Raw genomic sequence first — 17,889 nt, forward strand, 5'->3', positions numbered from 1 at the left:
GGAATACAATGAAGGAAATTAAATCATTTGAGGAATGGCTTGAAACAGTTAAACTAAAAAGAAAGCTGCTCCTTTTTGTGAAAACCGATAATTGTTCAGTTTGTGTTGGATTATATCCACAAGTGAAAGCATTGGAAACGGTTTATCGATTACCCTTTTATATAGTGAATGTTGCGGAAGTACCTGAAATAGCAGGACAGCTATCGTTGTTTACGGCGCCTGTTGTCTTGTTATTCCATGAAGGGAAAGAATATGCACGATTCGCACGTTTTGTCTCGATGGAAGGATTGAAACGTCGCTTGGAGGAAATACAATGAACGAAATGATTGAAACGATTTTCACGAAAGTGCCCCCCGGGTATCTCATTATAGGTTCTACTGTCCTAGCGCTATTTATGGGGACGATGGCGCTTATTATCCGGACAAAAGCGGCAAAGAGACCAGTTACTCCTATGAAAATTATCTTGCCGCCTCTCTTTATGTCCACAGGTGCACTGATGTTTATATTCGAGGAATTTCGGATTCCGCTGTCTCAAGTGCTCGAAGCCCTCTTAGTCGGGTTGCTATTTTCAATTATCTTAATAAAGACAACAAATTTCGAACGCAAAGACGGCGACATCTATATGAAACGATCGAAGGCATTCCTTTTTATCTTACTCGGGCTACTTATCGTCCGGCTCATCGGAAAATTAGTTCTCAGCAATACAATCGATGTAGGGGAACTTGGTGGCATGTTCTGGATTCTTGCATTTGGCATGATTGTTCCTTGGAGGATTGGCATGCTTCTCAAGTATAAAAAAATACAAGAACAATAGATGTAAAAAGGTGTCCGCAATTAAATTGCGGACACCTTTTTACATCTAGACCCCAGTATTTTGTTAAATTAAAACAAATCCTCATATGGGGTCAGATCGAATTCCATTGAAGTCAGTTTTTTGCGAAGGAATTTATGGTCCCGTTTCGGCGTTGCTTGTATATATCCACGGATAATAAGATCAGTATCAATTTTCTTCGCATTTTCTTCGAGTGCAATCTCGCCAATCTTTCCTGCGATTTTTTGCTTCGCTACAGGGCGGAATAATTCCGGTACTGGGACGACCAGCTCATTTAATAATAGTTTTGCTTCGTTATTCCAAAGGTGAAGAGAGCTCTCCACATAATGCTCTTCCCAATCAAGTGTAGATTTCCCATCCGCTTTTGGAAATACTTTTAGAAACTTCCGGAACATGAAAAAGCCTCCGATGCCGAAAAGTCCAATAAGGACTACGCACCAAAAAATGATGAACCACATAAATAGATCGTCTTGCAAAATTCTTCACCTCTTCCATTCTACTCACCATTATAAGAGCATCTGTAAAAAAATACACGGACAATGTATTTTTTCCCTTAATTTCACACTATAAATGGAGAGAAAAGAGGTGATCCACATGGTGACCAGCAAATTTAAGAAGGATTAACCATTTATCTCTTTAATCGTATTGAAGTCATTCTATCCGAAGCAATCGAAAGCATTACTACAAAATTTGTGGCCAGGTGGTGATCAAGTTATTTACTGATTAATCGACAGACGTATTAAAAAGTATAAGTTTTAAACCTGAGCACTCTCTAGACGACAGCGCCTCGCGCCTCCAGCAGGGGACTAGAACTACATTCCTCCTGTTTTTCGGGTCTACCAAAGCTCTTGCACATTTCTTGAAAGGGGGAAGAGATGGAACAATGGACGAATTTAATACAAGAAGTTAGGTTTCCGAACTTTGTATCATTCTATCTTTTTTACTGACTCGAAACAAAACTTGTCGCTATAGACGATGTCTTTGTATCTCTAAAAAAGAAGTGAACTTCACGGAATCGTCATGGATTTGACATGACTTCAATCAGCACAATGCTTGTTTGGTGCTATTTCTTCCGCTATGATGGAAGTATATTGGTTAGTGGAGGAATACAAATGAGAAAAAAACTAGTACTACCTTATTTATTACTTATTGTGCTGATCTTGAGTGCATGTTCTGGCGGATTCAAAGAAGAGCATAATTATAAAATTGAACCGTTTGAATTTACAAACCAGCACAATGCAAAGGTTTCATTAGATGATATGAAAGGTAAAGTATGGTTGGCACAATTTATCTTCACGGTTTGTACGAGTGCCTGCCCACCGATGATGAGTAATATGGCTGATCTCGATAAACAACTTATTGATGAAGGCGTTGAAGATTATAAAATCGTCTCCTTCAGTATTGATCCTACAGTCGATACACCAGAACTATTACAGGAATACTTAGATTTATATGATGTTCAAGATCAAAGCAAATGGGAAATGCTTACTGGGTATTCACAAGAGAAAATCACCGACTTTGCGGCGAAGTCATTCAAGACGCTTGTTGCTGATATACCCGATTCAGACCAAGTAATGCACGCAACTTACTTTTCCCTAGTCAATAAAAAAGGGGAAGTCGTTAAAACCTACAATGGTATGGTAGATGTGCCATTTGATCAAATCGTCAAGGACATGAAAGCACTTAGTAAAGAGGGTGCATAACTAAAAAAGCAATACTGGATTTAACGGGGTGGAAAGATGAAAAAGCAAAAACGTAAAGGATTATCTATCAAGGTGAAAGCGATGCTTATCATCCTGCTTATCCCCATAGCTGTTACTGTCTTCACATTAACGGCTATTATTTGGACAGGTATACAAAATCCAGAGCTCATTCGAAAATCTGCAAGTACTTTGCTCGAAATAGGGGAACGCCACACTGCTACAACAATTCCTGAAGAGTACATACCAGTCTATAAAGAGGCGGCCGAGACGTATGGTGTGCCATGGACACTACTTGCAGCACACCACCGTATTGAAACTCGATTTTCAACGATGGACCCGCTTCTTTCGCCAGTAGGTGCAGAAGGACATTTGCAGTTCATGCCTTGCACATTCGTTGGCTGGACTTATCCGGGATGCGGCGGTCTTGGAAAGGGAGAAATTCCTGAAAAAGATAAAACAAATCCCAAAATCATCAAAAAATACGGTGGATACGGCGTTGATGCAAATGGTGACGGTATTGCCGATCCATATGATATCGAAGACGCGATTTTTAGCGCCGCTAACTATCTTTCAAAAAGCGGTGCAGCAGATGGAGATTACGAAAAAGCGATTTTCAATTATAATCGCAGTGAAAAATACGTCCAGGACGTACTGCACTTTTTTAATGATTTTGAAGGCCAACGACTTGAAATGGAAAAAGCCAATTAAGAAAAGTGCCTAAACACAATTAAAAAGATGGACCACCAGTAAATTGTGGTCCATCTTTTTATTCGTTATTTATTGGAATTACGAAGCTTTACGCATTGATCTCATAATTAGGCTCACAATGAATACAAGGATAACCGATCCAATGAAAGCGGGGAAAATGTAGAAATCGGAAATTTTAGGACCCCATTGTCCAAGTAACATTCCACCAATCCATGCACCGATGATTCCGGCAATAATATTACCAATGATGCCGCCTGGGATATCTTTCCCTATAATCATGCCTGCGAGCCAACCGATAATCCCGCCAATAATTAAATACCAAATAAAACTCATATTTTCCATCTCCTTTTCAGCAATTTATAATTTCGTCTACAGTCTTTGCTATAACCTTTATTACAATCCTTTAAACATCAAAAAATAAAAAACACGGGAGTTAACCCACAACAGTAGCACCTAACGTTTGTTGAAAATGACGGAGTGCCCATTCATGACCTGCTGGATCGAAGCTGGCGACACCTTTTTCATGAACTAAAATGTCAAATCCGCAGTTGTAAGCATCGATGGCTGTATGTAGAATGCAGATATCTGTACAGACACCAACCAAATGTAATTCGGTAATTCTGCGTGCTCGAAGAAGCAATTCCAGATCTGTTCCTGCAAATGCACTAAAACGTGTTTTGTCCATCCAATGGATTTCTTCTTTGCGTTCATCATACAATTGTTGGAGAGAGCCATATAGATTCCTTCCGGCAGTACCACGAATATTATGGGGCGGGAATTGATTTGTTTCAGGATGATACAAATCATTTACATCATGAACGTCAACTGGCATTACAACGAAATGGCCTTCATCTAAAAATTTTTTCGTTAATTTGGTGATATATTTTTCCAATTCAATTCCTGGTTGACCGCATGTAAGTGCACCATCTTTAGCCACAAAATCCACTGTATAATCAATAACCAACAACGCCTTCTTCATTTATGCCACCCCTTTTAATTTCATCCATTCCATCATGCCATAATTTAGTAACTATTTCATTACTCTTAAAAAATCGAATATAAAAGTAATTTTGCGCGGAAGTGACAATCAGAATATACTTGATAGAATACTAGCTGTTCCTACCTGAAGGGAGATAGCCTTTTGAAAGAAGCAGAAGCGGCCTACGCCCATCTTACACGTCCGTTCGCTTGCATTGACCTTGAAGCGCTTGACCGAAATATCGCATTTGTCAACAAGTCCTCTGGAAAGAAAGGAGTCCGAATCGCTACGAAATCTGTGCGATCCGTAGAATTACTGCAATACATTGGACAGAGATTGGATTCTCCTGCCGGTTGGATGACATTCGATCTCAGGGAAACACTTTTCTTACTCGAAAAAGGATTTAACGACCTGTTGCTCGGCTATCCGCAATTTGAAGAACATGCGCTTATGCACCTCATTCCCTTTATTCGTGAAGGTCGGACAGTCATCTTTATGGTTGACCGGATTGAACAGTGGGAGTGGCTAGAGTCTATAGCCAAGCAGAATGAAGTCCTACTTGAAATCTGTATCGATATAAACGTATCATCAAATTTCAAAATACTGTATTTCGGAACAAACCGCTCTTCCTTAAAATCCATTGCAAAGTTAAAGAGTTTATTGGAGGCAGGCAGTTTATTCACACATACACCAATCACTGGTTTAATGGGCTATGAAGCACAAATTGCGGGTGTGGCAGATATCCCAGTAGCGCGATGGCAGTCGGCCCTCGTCAAACCATTGAAGCGGCTATCTCGTAAAGATGTACGCAATTTCCGTAAAAGCGCAGTTAATATAATTCGAGAAAAGTCGCCAAGTTTTCGATTCGTAAATGGCGGAGGCTCTGGCAGCATCGATTTCACATCTGGGGAAGAGGAAGTGACGGAACTGACAATAGGCTCTGCCTTTTACTTTCCAGCATTATTCTCCAGATATCAAAATTTGCCGCTTGAAACGGCAGCGACATTTGCCCTTCGTATCACAAGAATGCCCGAACCAGGAGTTATCGTCTGTCACGGGGGTGGCTATATTGCGTCTGGAGCAACAGGAATTGACAAAAATCCAGTACCCATATGGCCAAAGAACCTTACCTTCTTGAAAAATGAAGGAGCGGGAGAAGTCCAAACGCCGTTACGGGATAAAAATGGAACTCTTCAAGTCGGAGATACCGTCTACTTTAGGCATGCCAAAGCTGGGGAACTCTGCGAACGCTTTTCGGAACTACATGCAAGGCGTGGATCTGAATATGTTGGTACTTATAAAACCTATAGAGGCGAGGGAGGTTGTTTTCTATGAGTGTTCCGAAAAAAAGGGTGAAGTGGACGAACTGGTCTAGGAATGTGAAAGCAGCGCCTGATTATTACCATTTCCCGAAAAGTGTCAGCGACATACAAGACGTTGTTAATAGCTGCAGAATTCGGGGTGTATCACTACGCGTAACGGGAGCGGCACACTCATTCAGTCCTATTGCGAAGCCGGAAAGTGATGCCATGTCACTCGATAATCTACGGGGGCTTATCTCCTATGATTCTGAAGCAATGGAAGTGAGACTTTGGGGCGGTACGTATTTGCATGAGGCTGCGCCAATACTTGCAGCCATTGGTTTGGGCTTTGAAAATATGGGCGACATTCAGGAGCAGACAATAGCTGGGGCAGTAAGTACAGGAACCCATGGCACGGGAATCGCTCTTGGTTCGCTATCCAGCCAAGTTGTTGCTTGGACATGGGTCGACGGAAAAGGGGAGATACAGTATCATCGTCGCAGTCAAGACGATTTGTCGAAAGCGCTTAGCCTTTCGCTTGGCATGCTCGGGGTCCTTATCGACGTGACTATAAAGGCAGTCCCTCTTTATAGTCTGCAGATGAAGAGTTATCGAAGTACGCTCGGTAATGCCCTCGCTGAATGGTCCTCCGGAATTCGGGACAATCGGCATCTAGAATGGTTTTATTTCCCTGGAACGGATACGGTCCAAGTAAAAGAGACCAACATAACGCCACTTCACAAACAAACTTTACAATCGAAAACAGTCGAATTCATGAAAAATGGGCTAATTGAAAATGCTGGTTTCAAAGTGATTTCAGAACTTTGCCGCGTCAAACCCAGTATGTCACGAATGCTGACAACTATTTCTGCGAAAAGTGTTCCAAACGGTTCAAAAAGGGGTATGTATTATGAAGTGTTCCCTTCACCTCGACTCGTCAAATTCATAGAGACGGAATATGCGATTCCTTTGCATGCATTTGAAGCATGTATCGAAGAAATCCATGGCTTCTTACGTGCACATCCGTTTTACGTCCATTTTCCAATCGAATGCAGAGTCACTGCTGGTGAAAATGCTTTTCTTAGCCCTACGCAAGGTGAGGAAACGGCGTTCCTTGCATTTCATATGTACAAAGGAATGGACGCTGGACCCTATTTTAAATGGGTACACATGCTAATGGAAAAATACAATGGGCGGCCACATTTCGGAAAAGTGAACGATTTGACAAATGAAAAAATGCGACAACTTTATCCAAACCTCCAACGTTTCATGGAAATTCGACAACAGTACGACCCAAAAAGCGTTTTCATGACAAATTACTTGCAATCTATTTTTCGTATTTAAAAAGATATTCCAGGGTCGACAGCAAGTCATAACATTAACTTATGATAGACTATAAAGTTAATGTATTTTACTTATGTGGGTTGATATTATATGATGGAGTAGAGAAAAGATGCTTATTTACAGCCTTTTCAGTAGTTTTTTACAGATAGAAGGAGGAATTCAGTAATGGCAAAAAGCAATTTGCACAACAGCCGTACATCATTCGATCTGAATGGTAAGACATATAACTATTATCGTCTTGCCGCACTCGAAGAAGCCGGTATCGCTAAAGTTTCAAATCTACCTTACTCGATTAAAGTGCTACTTGAATCCGTCCTACGTCAACACGACGGCTATGTAATCAAAGACAATCATGTTGAAAACCTTGCAAAATGGGGTAAAAATGCGGACGCGGATGCAGAAGTACCATTCAAACCGTCACGCGTTATCCTTCAAGACTTCACAGGTGTACCTGTTGTTGTTGACCTTGCATCACTTCGTTCAGCAATGGCGGCAATGGGCGGCGACCCTAACAAGATCAATCCTGAAATTCCAGTTGACCTTGTTATTGACCACTCCGTACAAGTTGACCGTTATGGAACGGCAGAAGCTCTAAACCTAAATATGGAACTCGAATTCGAACGTAATGCAGAACGCTACCAGTTCCTAAGCTGGGCACAAAAAGCATATGACAACTACCGTGCAGTACCACCTGCAACAGGAATCGTTCACCAAGTTAACCTTGAGTACTTGGCAAACGTTGTCCATGCAGTTAAAAACGAAGATGGCACATTCGAAACATACCCAGATACACTTGTTGGAACTGACTCTCACACGACGATGATCAACGGTATCGGTGTTCTTGGATGGGGTGTCGGCGGAATCGAAGCTGAAGCAGGTATGCTTGGACAGCCTTCATATTTCCCAATTCCAGAAGTTATCGGTGTAAAACTTGTTGGTCAACTTCCAAACGGAACGACAGCAACTGACCTTGCGCTTAAAGTTACACAAACACTTCGTGCACATGGCGTTGTAGGTAAGTTCGTTGAGTTCTTCGGACCTGGTGTTGCCCACTTGCCACTTGCAGATCGTGCAACAATTGCGAACATGGCCCCTGAATATGGTGCTACATGTGGATTCTTCCCAGTTGATGAGGAAGCACTTGATTACATGCGGTTAACAGGCCGTGAAGATGATGACATCGCTGTTGTGAAACAATATCTAGTAGAGAACGATATGTTCTTCACTGTGGATAATGAAGAACCAACATACACTGATGTTGTCGAAATTGACCTTGCTGATATTGTAGCGAACCTTGCTGGACCGAAACGTCCACAAGATATGATTCCACTTACAGAAATGCAACGCGAATTCAATGAAGCAGTTGTAGCGCCTGAAGGAAACCAAGGTTTCGGTCTATCTCCGAAAGAGCTATCAAAAACAGCTACAATCGAATTCGAAGACGGACGTACTGTCGAAATCAAAACAGGTGACTTAGCAATCGCTGCTATCACTTCATGTACAAATACATCTAACCCATACGTTATGCTAGGTGCTGGACTTGTTGCGAAAAAAGCGGTTGAAAAAGGACTTACACCGCCTGCTTACGTGAAAACATCACTTGCACCAGGTTCAAAAGTCGTTACAGGCTACCTGGAAGACTCAGGTCTTAATGTGTTCTTGGATCAAATCGGTTTCAACACAGTTGGATACGGCTGTACAACATGTATCGGTAACTCTGGTCCGCTTCTTCCTGAAATTGAAAAAGCGATCATGGGCAACGATATGCTAATGTCTTCTGTTCTTTCTGGTAACCGTAACTTTGAAGGACGTATTCACCCACTTGTGAAAGCAAACTACTTGGCTTCACCGCCACTTGTTGTTGCTTACGCACTTGCTGGAACAGTCGATATCGACTTCGAAAAAGATCCAATTGGTAAAGACAAAGAAGGCTTTGATGTGTTCTTCAAAGATATTTGGCCAACTACGGAAGAAATTCAAGCAGTTGTTAAATCAACAGTTACTCCTGAGTTATTCCGAAAAGAATATGCACGTGTATTCACTGAGAACGAAGCATGGAATGCAATCGAAACAACTGACGATTCATTGTATGATTTCGATGAAAACTCAACTTATATCCAAAACCCACCGTTCTTTGAAGGTCTTGCAAAAGAGCCAGCTGACATTCAAGCACTTTCAGGTCTTCGTGTCATTGGTAAATTTGGCGATTCAATCACAACGGACCATATTTCACCTGCAGGAGCAATCGGTAAAGATACACCTGCTGGTAAATACTTGATCGACAATGGCGTAAGCCCTCGTTTCTTCAACTCGTACGGTTCACGTCGTGGTAACCATGAAGTAATGATGCGCGGTACATTTGCTAACATCCGGATTCGTAATCAGATTGCTAAAGGAACAGAAGGCGGATTTACGACTTACTGGCCAACTAAAGAGATCATGCCAATCTATGATGCTGCTATGAAGTATCAAGAAGAAGGTACAGGTCTTGCAATCATCACTGGTAAAGACTACGGAATGGGTTCTTCACGTGACTGGGCTGCGAAAGGTACATCACTTCTCGGTATCAGAACAGTTATCGCTGAAAGCTACGAGCGTATTCACCGTTCAAACCTTGTTATGATGGGCGTTCTTCCACTTCAATTTATGAAAGGCGATAGTGCTGAAACACTAGGCCTTACTGGTGAAGAAGAAATCAACGTTAATATCGCAGAAGGCGTTAAACCACGCGATATTCTGAAAGTGACAGCAACAGCTAAAAATGGTTCTGTCAAGGAATTCGACGTACTAGCACGTTTCGACTCTGAAGTTGAAGTTGACTACTACCGTCACGGTGGAATCCTGCAAATGGTTCTTCGTGATAAAATGAAAACGAACTAATTTTAATTAGGAGAGGTGTCCGATTTATTCGGGCACCTTTTTTCTGCTTAGGCAATAATAAAATTTCTTACTTTGCATATTTTCAAGGTAGAATTTTTAGGTCTAGCCTCCGAGACAGCTTTTTCAGTATTGCTTTTGTATAATGGATAGTGAGGTGATGGTAGTGTTTATCAGTGAAAAAGAAATTGAAATCAGATATGCCGAGACAGATCAGATGGGTATCGTCTATCATGCGAATTATTTAGTGTGGATGGAAATCGGACGCACAAAGCTGATTGAGGACTTAGGCTATACATACGCGCAACTGGAGGCAGATGGCTTCCTGTCGCCAGTGACGGACTTATCTATCCAATATAAGGCGGCGATGAAATACGGCCAGAAAGCGACTGTACGAACGTGGGTAGAGTCACATGGGAGGCTGCGTACAACTTATGGCTATGAAATCCTACATGAGGACGGCACAATTTCAGCAACAGCTAAATCAGAGCATGTCGTCGTGAAAAAAGGGTCATTCCGTCCCGTTTCACTAAAGAAAATTGCCCCTGATTGGGATGCTAAATATACTGAAGTTAAGCGGTGTAAAGACTAATGGCATTTGGTATTAAACGCGCAGAACTGCAGACATGGAAAAATGCAGTCGATGAAGGGAAAATGGCATTTTTAACTCATTACTGGCTGGATGAACGCTTTCCTGGATGCAATACAGTAACGAAAGCAGGTTGCGCAGATATCGACAAACTTGTCGAATGGGGAAAACAATATGGATTGAAGAGGGAATGGATTGATAGGGGGAACAATTACCCTCATTTTGATTTGTTTGGTAAGCATGAACGAGATATTTTACTAAAAGAAGGACTACGCCATCAATTAGAGCGTTTCAATCTACTTTAAAGAGCGTGAACCATAAGTATTTCATGCTCTTATTGCCCTTCTTCATCAATGATTTGCCTACTCATATATAAAAGAAGAAAAGCGTGAGGCATATGGCCCTCACGCTTTTTCGTATGAATAAATAAGTTCATCTAGTTTCGGATCTATGTTGACATGTAAGTCATGATCAAGGAAATACCATTTGTCCCTACTTTCAACATAATAACGCACACTATCATGCTCTGTTTCAATGGCTACTTCATCCGGTTGTTCCTTCGTTACACCGAGTGAAAAGCCTGCCTGTATCGAACTGGATCCGCCGTATCTCGCAAAAAAGCGGATAGCGTCACCAGGTTCAGCTTCCATCTCCTCTTTAAACCACAAAAGCGCTTCGTTCGACAAAATAATCTTCATTGGAAACACCTGCCTTTCCGTTACTACTTTAATTGTATTATAACCACTTCACTTTTGGCTCAGTTCCTGCTTTGATGCGGCCGATATTTGCCCGGTGACGATAGAAGATAAAGGCACCGAATAGACCAATCATCACCATCAAATAAATATCGCCTGTTCGAATGTAAAAATAGATACTGTATAATAACCCAACGACAGATACGATCATTGACGATAAGCTCACCATTTTCGTTACTTTCAAAGCGATGAAAAATGTTATGAACACAAGGATAAAGACGGGCCATTCATAGGCCAGCAGCACACCACCAGAAGTAGCAACAGCCTTGCCGCCTTTGAAATAAGCAAAGATAGGATACATATGACCCACAACCGCCAGAAGTCCGGGAATAAGTGGATGGACAGTGACGCTGTCGAAAACAGGGAGGAGCGGTAACAGTGCAGCTGCCGTTCCTTTTAAAATATCGAGAATAGTGACGGTAAGTCCCGCTGTTTTCCCGAGTACACGGAAGGTATTCGTGCCACCTAGATTTCCGCTACCATGTTTCCGGATGTCAGTGTTGTAAAAAATTTTCCCGACCCAAAGTGCAGAAGGAATTGATCCGATTAAGTAAGCAATCAGTAAAAGTATGATAAGTTCCATTGGCGTACCCCTTTTTTAATTGGTTTATGTATAGACCTAGTTTAGCAGAACAGTGAAGTTGCGACAATGGGCTTCATATGGAATATGTTTAAATATAGTTAAACGGTTCCAGTCTGATTTCGAACTTTTAGTTCTCTAACAGCTGATTTCCGATACTAACAATTTCCTGTCTTCGTTGCAATAAAATGCGTTCTTCTATACAATTAATTGAGCAAGCTTCCGAAAACGTTGATTTGACAAGCTTTAAAGGAAGCGGTACGATTATATAATAGAGAACATTTGTTTGATGGAGGTTGCACTTTGACGAAAAACGTAGATAGTTATACGTATGATGATGATTCGATCCAAATACTTGAAGGCCTCGATGCGGTACGAAAAAGACCTGGTATGTACATTGGTTCAACCGATTCACGCGGACTTCACCACCTTGTCTATGAGATTGTTGATAATGCGGTAGATGAGGCGCTAGCAGGATTTGGTAACGAAGTAGATGTGACACTCCATAAAGATGGTAGTGTCAGTGTCCGTGACTACGGGCGAGGTATGCCGACGGGGATTCACCAATCAGGTAAGCCGACTGCAGAGGTTATTCTTACTGTGCTCCACGCGGGCGGTAAGTTCGGTCAAGGCGGATATAAAACGAGTGGTGGACTTCACGGGGTTGGCGCATCTGTCGTAAACGCGTTGTCCGAAAAACTCGAAGTAACGATTTTTCGCGACGGAAAAAAGTTCTGTCAACGTTTCGAAAATGGTGGAAAGCCAGTCACGACGCTTGAACAAATTGGAACAACACGTGAAAAAGGGACGCTCATTCATTTCAAGCCGGATGCTAAAATCTTCTCAACGTTAAAATATCATTATGAAACATTGAGTGAACGCTTGAGGGAGTCTGCATTCCTGTTAAAAGGCTTGAAAATCGAGCTAAAGGAAGAAGGAACGGACAAGCACGACATTTTTCAATACGAAACAGGGATTGAAGCCTTCATTTCCTATCTGAATGAAGAGAAGGACGTCTTGCATGATGTAGCTTATTTAGAGGGCGAATCAGAAGGCATAGAAGTCGAGTTTGCTTTCCAATTTAGTGATGGCTATTCAGAGACGATATTATCATTCGTGAATAACGTCCGGACAAAAGACGGCGGCACACATGAAACCGGCGCAAAAACAGGTATGACTCGTGTTTTTAATGAATATGCAAGAAAAGCAGGTTTATTAAAAGAAAAAGATAAAAACCTCGAAGGTGCGGATATCCGTGAAGGAATTGCAGCAATCGTCTCAGTCCGTATACCGGAAGAAATTCTGCAATTTGAGGGACAAACGAAAGGCAAACTTGGTACAAGTGAAGCAAGGGGCGTAACCGACTCAATCGTATCCCAAAAGCTTCTGTATTTCCTTGAAGAAAATGCGGATTTAAGTGCGTCTCTTGTACGTAAAGCAATACGGGCACACCAAGCACGTGAGGCCGCGCGAAAAGCACGGGAAGATGCACGTTCAGGTAAAAAGAGAAAAAGATCAGATACACTTCTATCAGGTAAATTAACACCTGCACAATCTAGAAACGCTGCGAAAAACGAATTATACCTTGTCGAAGGTGACTCTGCCGGCGGATCTGCCAAACAAGGCCGAGACCGTGTATTCCAGGCAATCCTTCCACTACGAGGAAAAGTACTCAATACTGAAAAAGCAAAACTCGAGGATATCATGAAAAATGAAGAAATAAATATGATTATCCATGCAATCGGGGGCGGCGTAGGATCTGACTTCCAAGTCGCAGACATTGCTTACGATAAAGTAATCATCATGACGGATGCGGATACGGACGGAGCACATATCCAAGTGCTGTTGCTGACGTTCTTCTACCGTTACATGAAACCGCTAATTGAAGCAGGAAAAGTATATATCGCATTACCACCTCTTTACAAAGTGTTTAAAGGGACAGGTAAGGGCGAAAAATTTGCATATGCATGGACTGAAGGCACCGAACTTAATAAAGCGATAGAAAAAGTCGGTAAAGGGTATATGCTCCAACGCTACAAAGGACTTGGAGAAATGAATGCCGATCAATTATGGGAAACGACTATGGATCCTGAAACGCGTACATTGATCCGTGTGACGATTGAAGACAGCGCTACAGTTGAACGTCGAGTTACGACACTGATGGGCGATAAGGTAGAGCCAAGACGACGCTGGATTGAAGATAACGTCGATTTCGGCACGCAGGAAGAGCACAATATTTTGGACAACGAATTTTTGCACGTTGAGGGGGAATTTGAATGACACTATCGGAAAGCTACCAAGACCTTCCCCTGGAAGAAGTGATCGGTGACCGGTTTGGACGATACAGCAAGTACATCATCCAGGACCGGGCATTGCCTGACGCACGCGACGGCTTAAAACCCGTTCAGCGGCGTATTTTGTATGCGATGTTCAACGAAGGAAATACACATGAAAAAGCATTCCGTAAATCCGCAAAAACCGTGGGGAATGTCATTGGTAACTATCACCCCCACGGTGACACATCCGTCTATGAAGCAATGGTACGGATGAGCCAAGATTGGAAACTACGTCATATGTTGGTTGAAATGCAAGGTAATAACGGTTCAGTCGATGGAGATTCTGCAGCTGCAATGCGGTATACAGAAGCACGACTTTCCGCAATAGCAGGACAAATGATGAGGGACCTGGGTAAAAACACAGTCGATTTCATACCAAACTTCGATGATACTGAACCAGAACCAACTGTTTTACCCTCAAGGTATCCAAACTTGCTTGTCAACGGTTCAACGGGTATTTCTGCAGGGTATGCAACGGATATCCCTCCACATGCGCTTCACGAAGTACTTGACGCTGTCCTTATGCGGATGGACAAGCCAGACGTTACAGTCGATGAATTGATGACAGTTATCAAAGGACCTGATTTTCCAACTGGCGGTACTATCCAAGGAACAAGTGGTATTAAAACGGCCTATGAGACAGGAAAAGGACGCTTTATCATTAGATCGAAGTCGTTCATCGAACCCTTAAAGGGCGGTAAATCGCAAATTGTAGTGACAGAAATCCCTTACGACGTTAACAAAGCGAATATGGTAAGGAAGATGGATGAGCTTCGTCATGACAGAAAATTGGACGGCATCGCAGACGTTAGGGACGAATCGGACCGTACTGGACTTCGAGTTGTCATAGAACTGAAGAAAGACGTCGACGGCAATGCCATTTTACAATATCTTCTCAAAAATACAGACTTGCAAGTGACTTATAATTTCAATATGATTGCGATCTCCGGACGTAGACCGACATTAATGTCGCTGCCGATGCTTCTTGACGCGTATATTGGCCATCAGAAAGAGGTCGTCACACGTAGATCTCAATATGATATCCAAAGAGCGAAAGACCGGCTACATATCGTCGAAGGGCTTATGAAAGCTTTATCGATTCTGGATCAAGTGATAAAAGCGATTCGTGCATCAAAAGATAAACGTGATGCTAAGAATAATATTATCGCGAAATTCGAATTCTCCGAAATACAGGCTGAAGCAATCGTATCACTGCAGCTTTATAGACTGACGAACACAGATATTACTGAACTTCAGCAAGAAGATGCTGAACTACGGAAACTAATTGAGAAACTTGATGCAATTTTGAAAAGTGATAAAAAGCTTTCAGCTGTCATAAAAAAAGAACTTCTGGAAATTCGGAAACAATTTGCAGAACCACGACGCTCTGTTATCGAGGAAAAAATCGAAGAAATTAAAGTCGATCTTGATATCCTTGTTCCAAGTGAAGAAGTGATTGTATCAGTTACAAAAGATGGCTATGTGAAACGTACTAGCGTTCGTTCATACAGCGCATCTAACGGTATGGGACAAGAAATGAAAGAATCCGATTATACGCTGTTAGAAGCGCCTATGAACACACAGCATCATCTCTTGCTGTTCACTTCAGCCGGGAACTATCTCTATCAGCCTATTCATGAACTGCCAGATATTAAGTGGAAAGATCTTGGGCAACATATCTCCAGTATCATCCCACTTGCGCAGAATGAAGCGATTGTGGCGGCAATTGGCCTTGAGAACTTCGATGAAGAAGCGCTAATCGTCACAGCATCAAAAAATGGGTTAATCAAACAATCTAAACTTGCCGACTTTAAAGTCCAACGCTATTCAAGATTATTTAAAGCAATGGGCATTAAAAAGGACGATACAATGATTGACGCAAGGCTCGTCAAAGGAGACGAAGACGTTATCCTCTTCACGCAACAGGCCTATGCGCTCCGTTTCCCACTTACTGAGTTATCAGTTACAGGTATCAGGACTGCCGGTGTACGTGGCATTAACCTTAAGGACGACGACCAGCTCGTCGCAATGGCGATTAATGCAGATGACGGCGCTTCCGTCTTGATCGCTACACAGCGAGGTAGTGTGAAAAGAATGGGCTTAAAAGAGCTAGAAATCGCATCCAGAGCTCAACGAGGTGTTGTTGTTCTTAAAGAACTGAAGTCAAATCCGTATCGTGTTATCGGGGCATTAATGGTGAAAAATGATGAAATTATTGTTTTAGCGACGGAAAAGGGAAGTAAAATCCCTATCGTAGCGGGATCATTGCGACCAGTTGACCGTTCTTCAAACGGCAGTAGCTTAGCCGATGAGAAAAAAGATGGCAGCATTACACATATTTACAAAGATCCGAAAGCTGAAATCGAATAAATAACTTTAAAAGTCATGGGAGTATCTTCCCATGACTTTTAATTTCTTCTAACGTATAATAGTTCGATAAGCGAAATAAATTGAACGTTCAAAAAGAGAACTTGTACTAGATTGGTTGAATGATCGATTCTATTGAATAGCGCTTCGGCACAGGGGATGCCTACGCTAGTTTATAAATCGTATTCAACTATTTCACCCTATATAGAATAGGCACACTCTATACAAGTGTGGACTATTGAGTAACTATTAAAAGAACGGAGATAAGCTATGTGGAAAAATAGAAATATTTGGATCATCTTAACAGGGGAAATGATTGCTGGGTTAGGATTATGGACAGGAATAATCGGGAATCTAGAGTTTATGCAAGAAAAAATCCCTTCCGATTTCGTTAAAGCGTTAATAATGTCAGCAGGACTTTTGGCGGGAATTATTGCAGGACCACTAGCTGGGAAGATAATTGACCAGTCAAAGAAAAAAACAGTACTACTTATATCGGGAGCAGGGCGCATGCTCAGTGTTGTCTTTATGCTAATTGCAATATCAACCGATTCTGTTTGGTGGATGGTAGCATTCATGGTTAGCATTCAACTATCTGCTACCTTTTACTTTCCTGCACTACAGGCAACGATTCCACTCGTCGTTAAAGACGATGATTTATTGTCCCTAAATGGTTGGCATATGAACGTTGCAACGATATCACGTGTGCTTGGTACGGCTTTAGCGGGCATTATGCTCGTCTATTGGTCGCTTATGTCGCTCTACTTGCTATCAATGGTAGCTTACGGTGCACTATTACTATTTACGATGATGTTGCGTATCGATGAGGGAGAGGGAAGAGAGGCAAAAGTGAAATCTGTGGGTAACAATGGTGGATTCATGGAAGTTTTTCCTGTGTTGAAAGCATATCCTGCTGTCGGCATGACACTCATTATGACACTTATTCCATTGCTTTTCCTCGGATCATTCAACCTACTTGTTATTAATATTAGTGAAATCCAGGATTCCGCATCAATTAAAGGACTTATTTATACATTTGAAGGAGTAGCATTCATGGTCGGAACATTCGCCGTGAAGTATATATCTAAGAAATGGCGCACGACGACGATCTTATTTTCCTTTGCAACGATGGTAGCAGTGGCAGAATTCATGCTCTTCTTTGCAGAAAGTACAGTTATTACGTTAAGTGCTTTTGCTGTACTTGGATTCGCGTTAGGCTGTTTTTTCCCAACAGCAATGGTTATTTTTCAGAAACAGATGCCGAAAGAGTACCATGGCCGTTTTTTCTCGTTCCGCAATATGTTGGAACGCGTCATGTTCCAGGTCGTTTTACTGACAGCGGGTGCATTTCTCGATATTATCGGTTTGCAATCGATGGTTATCATTTTCGGATTGATCAGTTTAAGCATGACAGCAATTTTCTTTGTTCAAATGAAAAAAAGAAATATCATATTAGAACAACCCAAACAAGTATCCGCAAAAAGTATTTAACTTTTTGCGGTTTTTTCTATACATAAC

At 41.9% G+C, this 17,889-nt stretch carries 17 protein-coding genes; 12 read left to right on the forward strand and 5 right to left on the reverse strand.

The genetic code is table 11. The features are described from left to right. Positions 1 to 8 precede the first annotated feature (8 nt). Both FQ087_RS05440 and FQ087_RS05445 read left to right on the forward strand, forming a co-directional pair. Positions 9 to 317, forward strand: a complete 309-nt coding sequence (locus FQ087_RS05440; protein WP_149579497.1) for a thioredoxin family protein — start codon at positions 9 to 11, stop codon at positions 315 to 317. Next, the gene (locus tag FQ087_RS05445; RefSeq protein WP_255452153.1) at positions 314 to 814 is read left to right on the forward strand and encodes a CcdC family protein; all 501 of its coding nucleotides are present in this window, start codon (positions 314 to 316) and stop codon (positions 812 to 814) included. Before FQ087_RS05440 ends, FQ087_RS05445 begins: the two co-directional genes overlap by 4 nt. 68 nt (positions 815 to 882) lie before the next feature. Here the strand turns inward: FQ087_RS05445 and FQ087_RS05450 are convergent, their stop codons facing one another. After that, positions 883 to 1,290, reverse strand: a complete 408-nt coding sequence (locus tag FQ087_RS05450; protein WP_149580766.1) for a DUF2621 family protein — start codon at positions 1,288 to 1,290, stop codon at positions 883 to 885. Positions 1,291 to 1,944: 654 nt separating this feature from the next. On the opposite strand from FQ087_RS05450, the gene FQ087_RS05455 reads away from it, so the two are divergent. Together FQ087_RS05455 and FQ087_RS05460 are read left to right on the forward strand one after the other, a co-directional pair. Then, positions 1,945 to 2,535, forward strand: a complete 591-nt coding sequence (locus tag FQ087_RS05455) for an SCO family protein (RefSeq protein WP_149579498.1) — start codon at positions 1,945 to 1,947, stop codon at positions 2,533 to 2,535. Between the two features lie 36 nt (positions 2,536 to 2,571). Beyond that, positions 2,572 to 3,243 (forward strand): lytic transglycosylase domain-containing protein, encoded by a 672-nt coding sequence (locus FQ087_RS05460; RefSeq protein ID WP_149579499.1) that lies wholly within the window; start codon positions 2,572 to 2,574, stop codon positions 3,241 to 3,243. Positions 3,244 to 3,321: 78 nt separating this feature from the next. Here FQ087_RS05460 and FQ087_RS05465 read toward each other — a convergent pair whose 3' ends face one another. Both FQ087_RS05465 and FQ087_RS05470 read right to left on the reverse strand, forming a co-directional pair. After that, positions 3,322 to 3,576: a GlsB/YeaQ/YmgE family stress response membrane protein gene (locus tag FQ087_RS05465; RefSeq protein WP_149579500.1), complete on the reverse strand. Its 255-nt coding sequence runs from the start codon at positions 3,574 to 3,576 to the stop codon at positions 3,322 to 3,324. Between the two features lie 100 nt (positions 3,577 to 3,676). Continuing rightward, on the reverse strand, positions 3,677 to 4,222 hold the full coding sequence (locus FQ087_RS05470; RefSeq protein ID WP_149579501.1) for a cysteine hydrolase family protein: 546 nt from the start codon (positions 4,220 to 4,222) through the stop codon (positions 3,677 to 3,679). Between the two features lie 162 nt (positions 4,223 to 4,384). On the opposite strand from FQ087_RS05470, the gene FQ087_RS05475 reads away from it, so the two are divergent. From FQ087_RS05475 to FQ087_RS05495, 5 genes are all read left to right on the forward strand, one after another. Continuing rightward, positions 4,385 to 5,557, forward strand: coding sequence for a type III PLP-dependent enzyme domain-containing protein (locus tag FQ087_RS05475; protein ID WP_149579502.1), 1,173 nt, complete (start codon positions 4,385 to 4,387; stop codon positions 5,555 to 5,557). Next, the gene (locus tag FQ087_RS05480; RefSeq protein ID WP_149579503.1) at positions 5,554 to 6,867 is read left to right on the forward strand and encodes a D-arabinono-1,4-lactone oxidase; all 1,314 of its coding nucleotides are present in this window, start codon (positions 5,554 to 5,556) and stop codon (positions 6,865 to 6,867) included. The genes FQ087_RS05475 and FQ087_RS05480 overlap by 4 nt, the downstream gene beginning before the upstream one ends. A gap of 165 nt (positions 6,868 to 7,032) precedes the next feature. Beyond that, positions 7,033 to 9,747 (forward strand): aconitate hydratase AcnA, encoded by a 2,715-nt coding sequence (gene acnA, locus FQ087_RS05485; RefSeq protein ID WP_149579504.1) that lies wholly within the window; start codon positions 7,033 to 7,035, stop codon positions 9,745 to 9,747. Positions 9,748 to 9,910: 163 nt separating this feature from the next. Next, the gene (locus tag FQ087_RS05490) at positions 9,911 to 10,336 is read left to right on the forward strand and encodes an acyl-CoA thioesterase (protein WP_149579505.1); all 426 of its coding nucleotides are present in this window, start codon (positions 9,911 to 9,913) and stop codon (positions 10,334 to 10,336) included. After that, positions 10,336 to 10,638, forward strand: coding sequence for a hypothetical protein (locus FQ087_RS05495; protein ID WP_149579506.1), 303 nt, complete (start codon positions 10,336 to 10,338; stop codon positions 10,636 to 10,638). The genes FQ087_RS05490 and FQ087_RS05495 overlap by 1 nt, the downstream gene beginning before the upstream one ends. Positions 10,639 to 10,737: 99 nt before the next feature. On the opposite strand, the gene FQ087_RS05500 is transcribed toward FQ087_RS05495, so the two are convergent. After that, positions 10,738 to 11,031: a HesB/YadR/YfhF family protein gene (locus FQ087_RS05500; RefSeq protein WP_149579507.1), complete on the reverse strand. Its 294-nt coding sequence runs from the start codon at positions 11,029 to 11,031 to the stop codon at positions 10,738 to 10,740. Between the two features lie 37 nt (positions 11,032 to 11,068). Beyond that, the gene (gene plsY, locus FQ087_RS05505) at positions 11,069 to 11,671 is read right to left on the reverse strand and encodes a glycerol-3-phosphate 1-O-acyltransferase PlsY (protein ID WP_149579508.1); all 603 of its coding nucleotides are present in this window, start codon (positions 11,669 to 11,671) and stop codon (positions 11,069 to 11,071) included. A 300-nt stretch (positions 11,672 to 11,971) separates the two neighbouring features. On the opposite strand from plsY, the gene parE reads away from it, so the two are divergent. The 3 genes from parE to FQ087_RS05520 all read left to right on the forward strand — a co-directional run bounded on the left by parE (position 11,972) and on the right by FQ087_RS05520 (position 17,862). Next, positions 11,972 to 13,948, forward strand: coding sequence for a DNA topoisomerase IV subunit B (gene parE, locus FQ087_RS05510; protein WP_149579509.1), 1,977 nt, complete (start codon positions 11,972 to 11,974; stop codon positions 13,946 to 13,948). After that, on the forward strand, positions 13,945 to 16,374 hold the full coding sequence (gene parC, locus FQ087_RS05515) for a DNA topoisomerase IV subunit A (RefSeq protein ID WP_149579510.1): 2,430 nt from the start codon (positions 13,945 to 13,947) through the stop codon (positions 16,372 to 16,374). The genes parE and parC overlap by 4 nt, the downstream gene beginning before the upstream one ends. A 267-nt stretch (positions 16,375 to 16,641) precedes the next feature. Next, a complete protein-coding gene (locus FQ087_RS05520; RefSeq protein ID WP_149579511.1) occupies positions 16,642 to 17,862 on the forward strand; it encodes an MFS transporter in 1,221 nt (406 codons plus the stop codon). Positions 17,863 to 17,889: the final 27 nt, after the last annotated feature.

The organism is Sporosarcina sp. ANT_H38, from assembly GCF_008369195.1.
In the GTDB taxonomy this organism is placed as follows: domain Bacteria; phylum Bacillota; class Bacilli; order Bacillales_A; family Planococcaceae; genus Sporosarcina.

Coding starts and splice junctions, on each gene's coding strand:
- FQ087_RS05440 (WP_149579497.1), top strand. CDS start 9: ATGAAGGAAATTAAATCATTTGAGGAATGGCTTGAAACAGTTAAACTA.
- FQ087_RS05470 (WP_149579501.1), bottom strand. CDS start 4,222: ATGAAGAAGGCGTTGTTGGTTATTGATTATACAGTGGATTTTGTGGCT.
- FQ087_RS05455 (WP_149579498.1), top strand. CDS start 1,945: ATGAGAAAAAAACTAGTACTACCTTATTTATTACTTATTGTGCTGATC.
- FQ087_RS05465 (WP_149579500.1), bottom strand. CDS start 3,576: ATGAGTTTTATTTGGTATTTAATTATTGGCGGGATTATCGGTTGGCTC.
- parC (WP_149579510.1), top strand. CDS start 13,945: ATGACACTATCGGAAAGCTACCAAGACCTTCCCCTGGAAGAAGTGATC.
- FQ087_RS05480 (WP_149579503.1), top strand. CDS start 5,554: ATGAGTGTTCCGAAAAAAAGGGTGAAGTGGACGAACTGGTCTAGGAAT.
- FQ087_RS05460 (WP_149579499.1), top strand. CDS start 2,572: ATGAAAAAGCAAAAACGTAAAGGATTATCTATCAAGGTGAAAGCGATG.
- FQ087_RS05495 (WP_149579506.1), top strand. CDS start 10,336: ATGGCATTTGGTATTAAACGCGCAGAACTGCAGACATGGAAAAATGCA.
- FQ087_RS05520 (WP_149579511.1), top strand. CDS start 16,642: ATGTGGAAAAATAGAAATATTTGGATCATCTTAACAGGGGAAATGATT.
- FQ087_RS05450 (WP_149580766.1), bottom strand. CDS start 1,290: ATGTGGTTCATCATTTTTTGGTGCGTAGTCCTTATTGGACTTTTCGGC.
- FQ087_RS05500 (WP_149579507.1), bottom strand. CDS start 11,031: ATGAAGATTATTTTGTCGAACGAAGCGCTTTTGTGGTTTAAAGAGGAG.
- acnA (WP_149579504.1), top strand. CDS start 7,033: ATGGCAAAAAGCAATTTGCACAACAGCCGTACATCATTCGATCTGAAT.
- FQ087_RS05445 (WP_255452153.1), top strand. CDS start 314: ATGAACGAAATGATTGAAACGATTTTCACGAAAGTGCCCCCCGGGTAT.
- plsY (WP_149579508.1), bottom strand. CDS start 11,671: ATGGAACTTATCATACTTTTACTGATTGCTTACTTAATCGGATCAATT.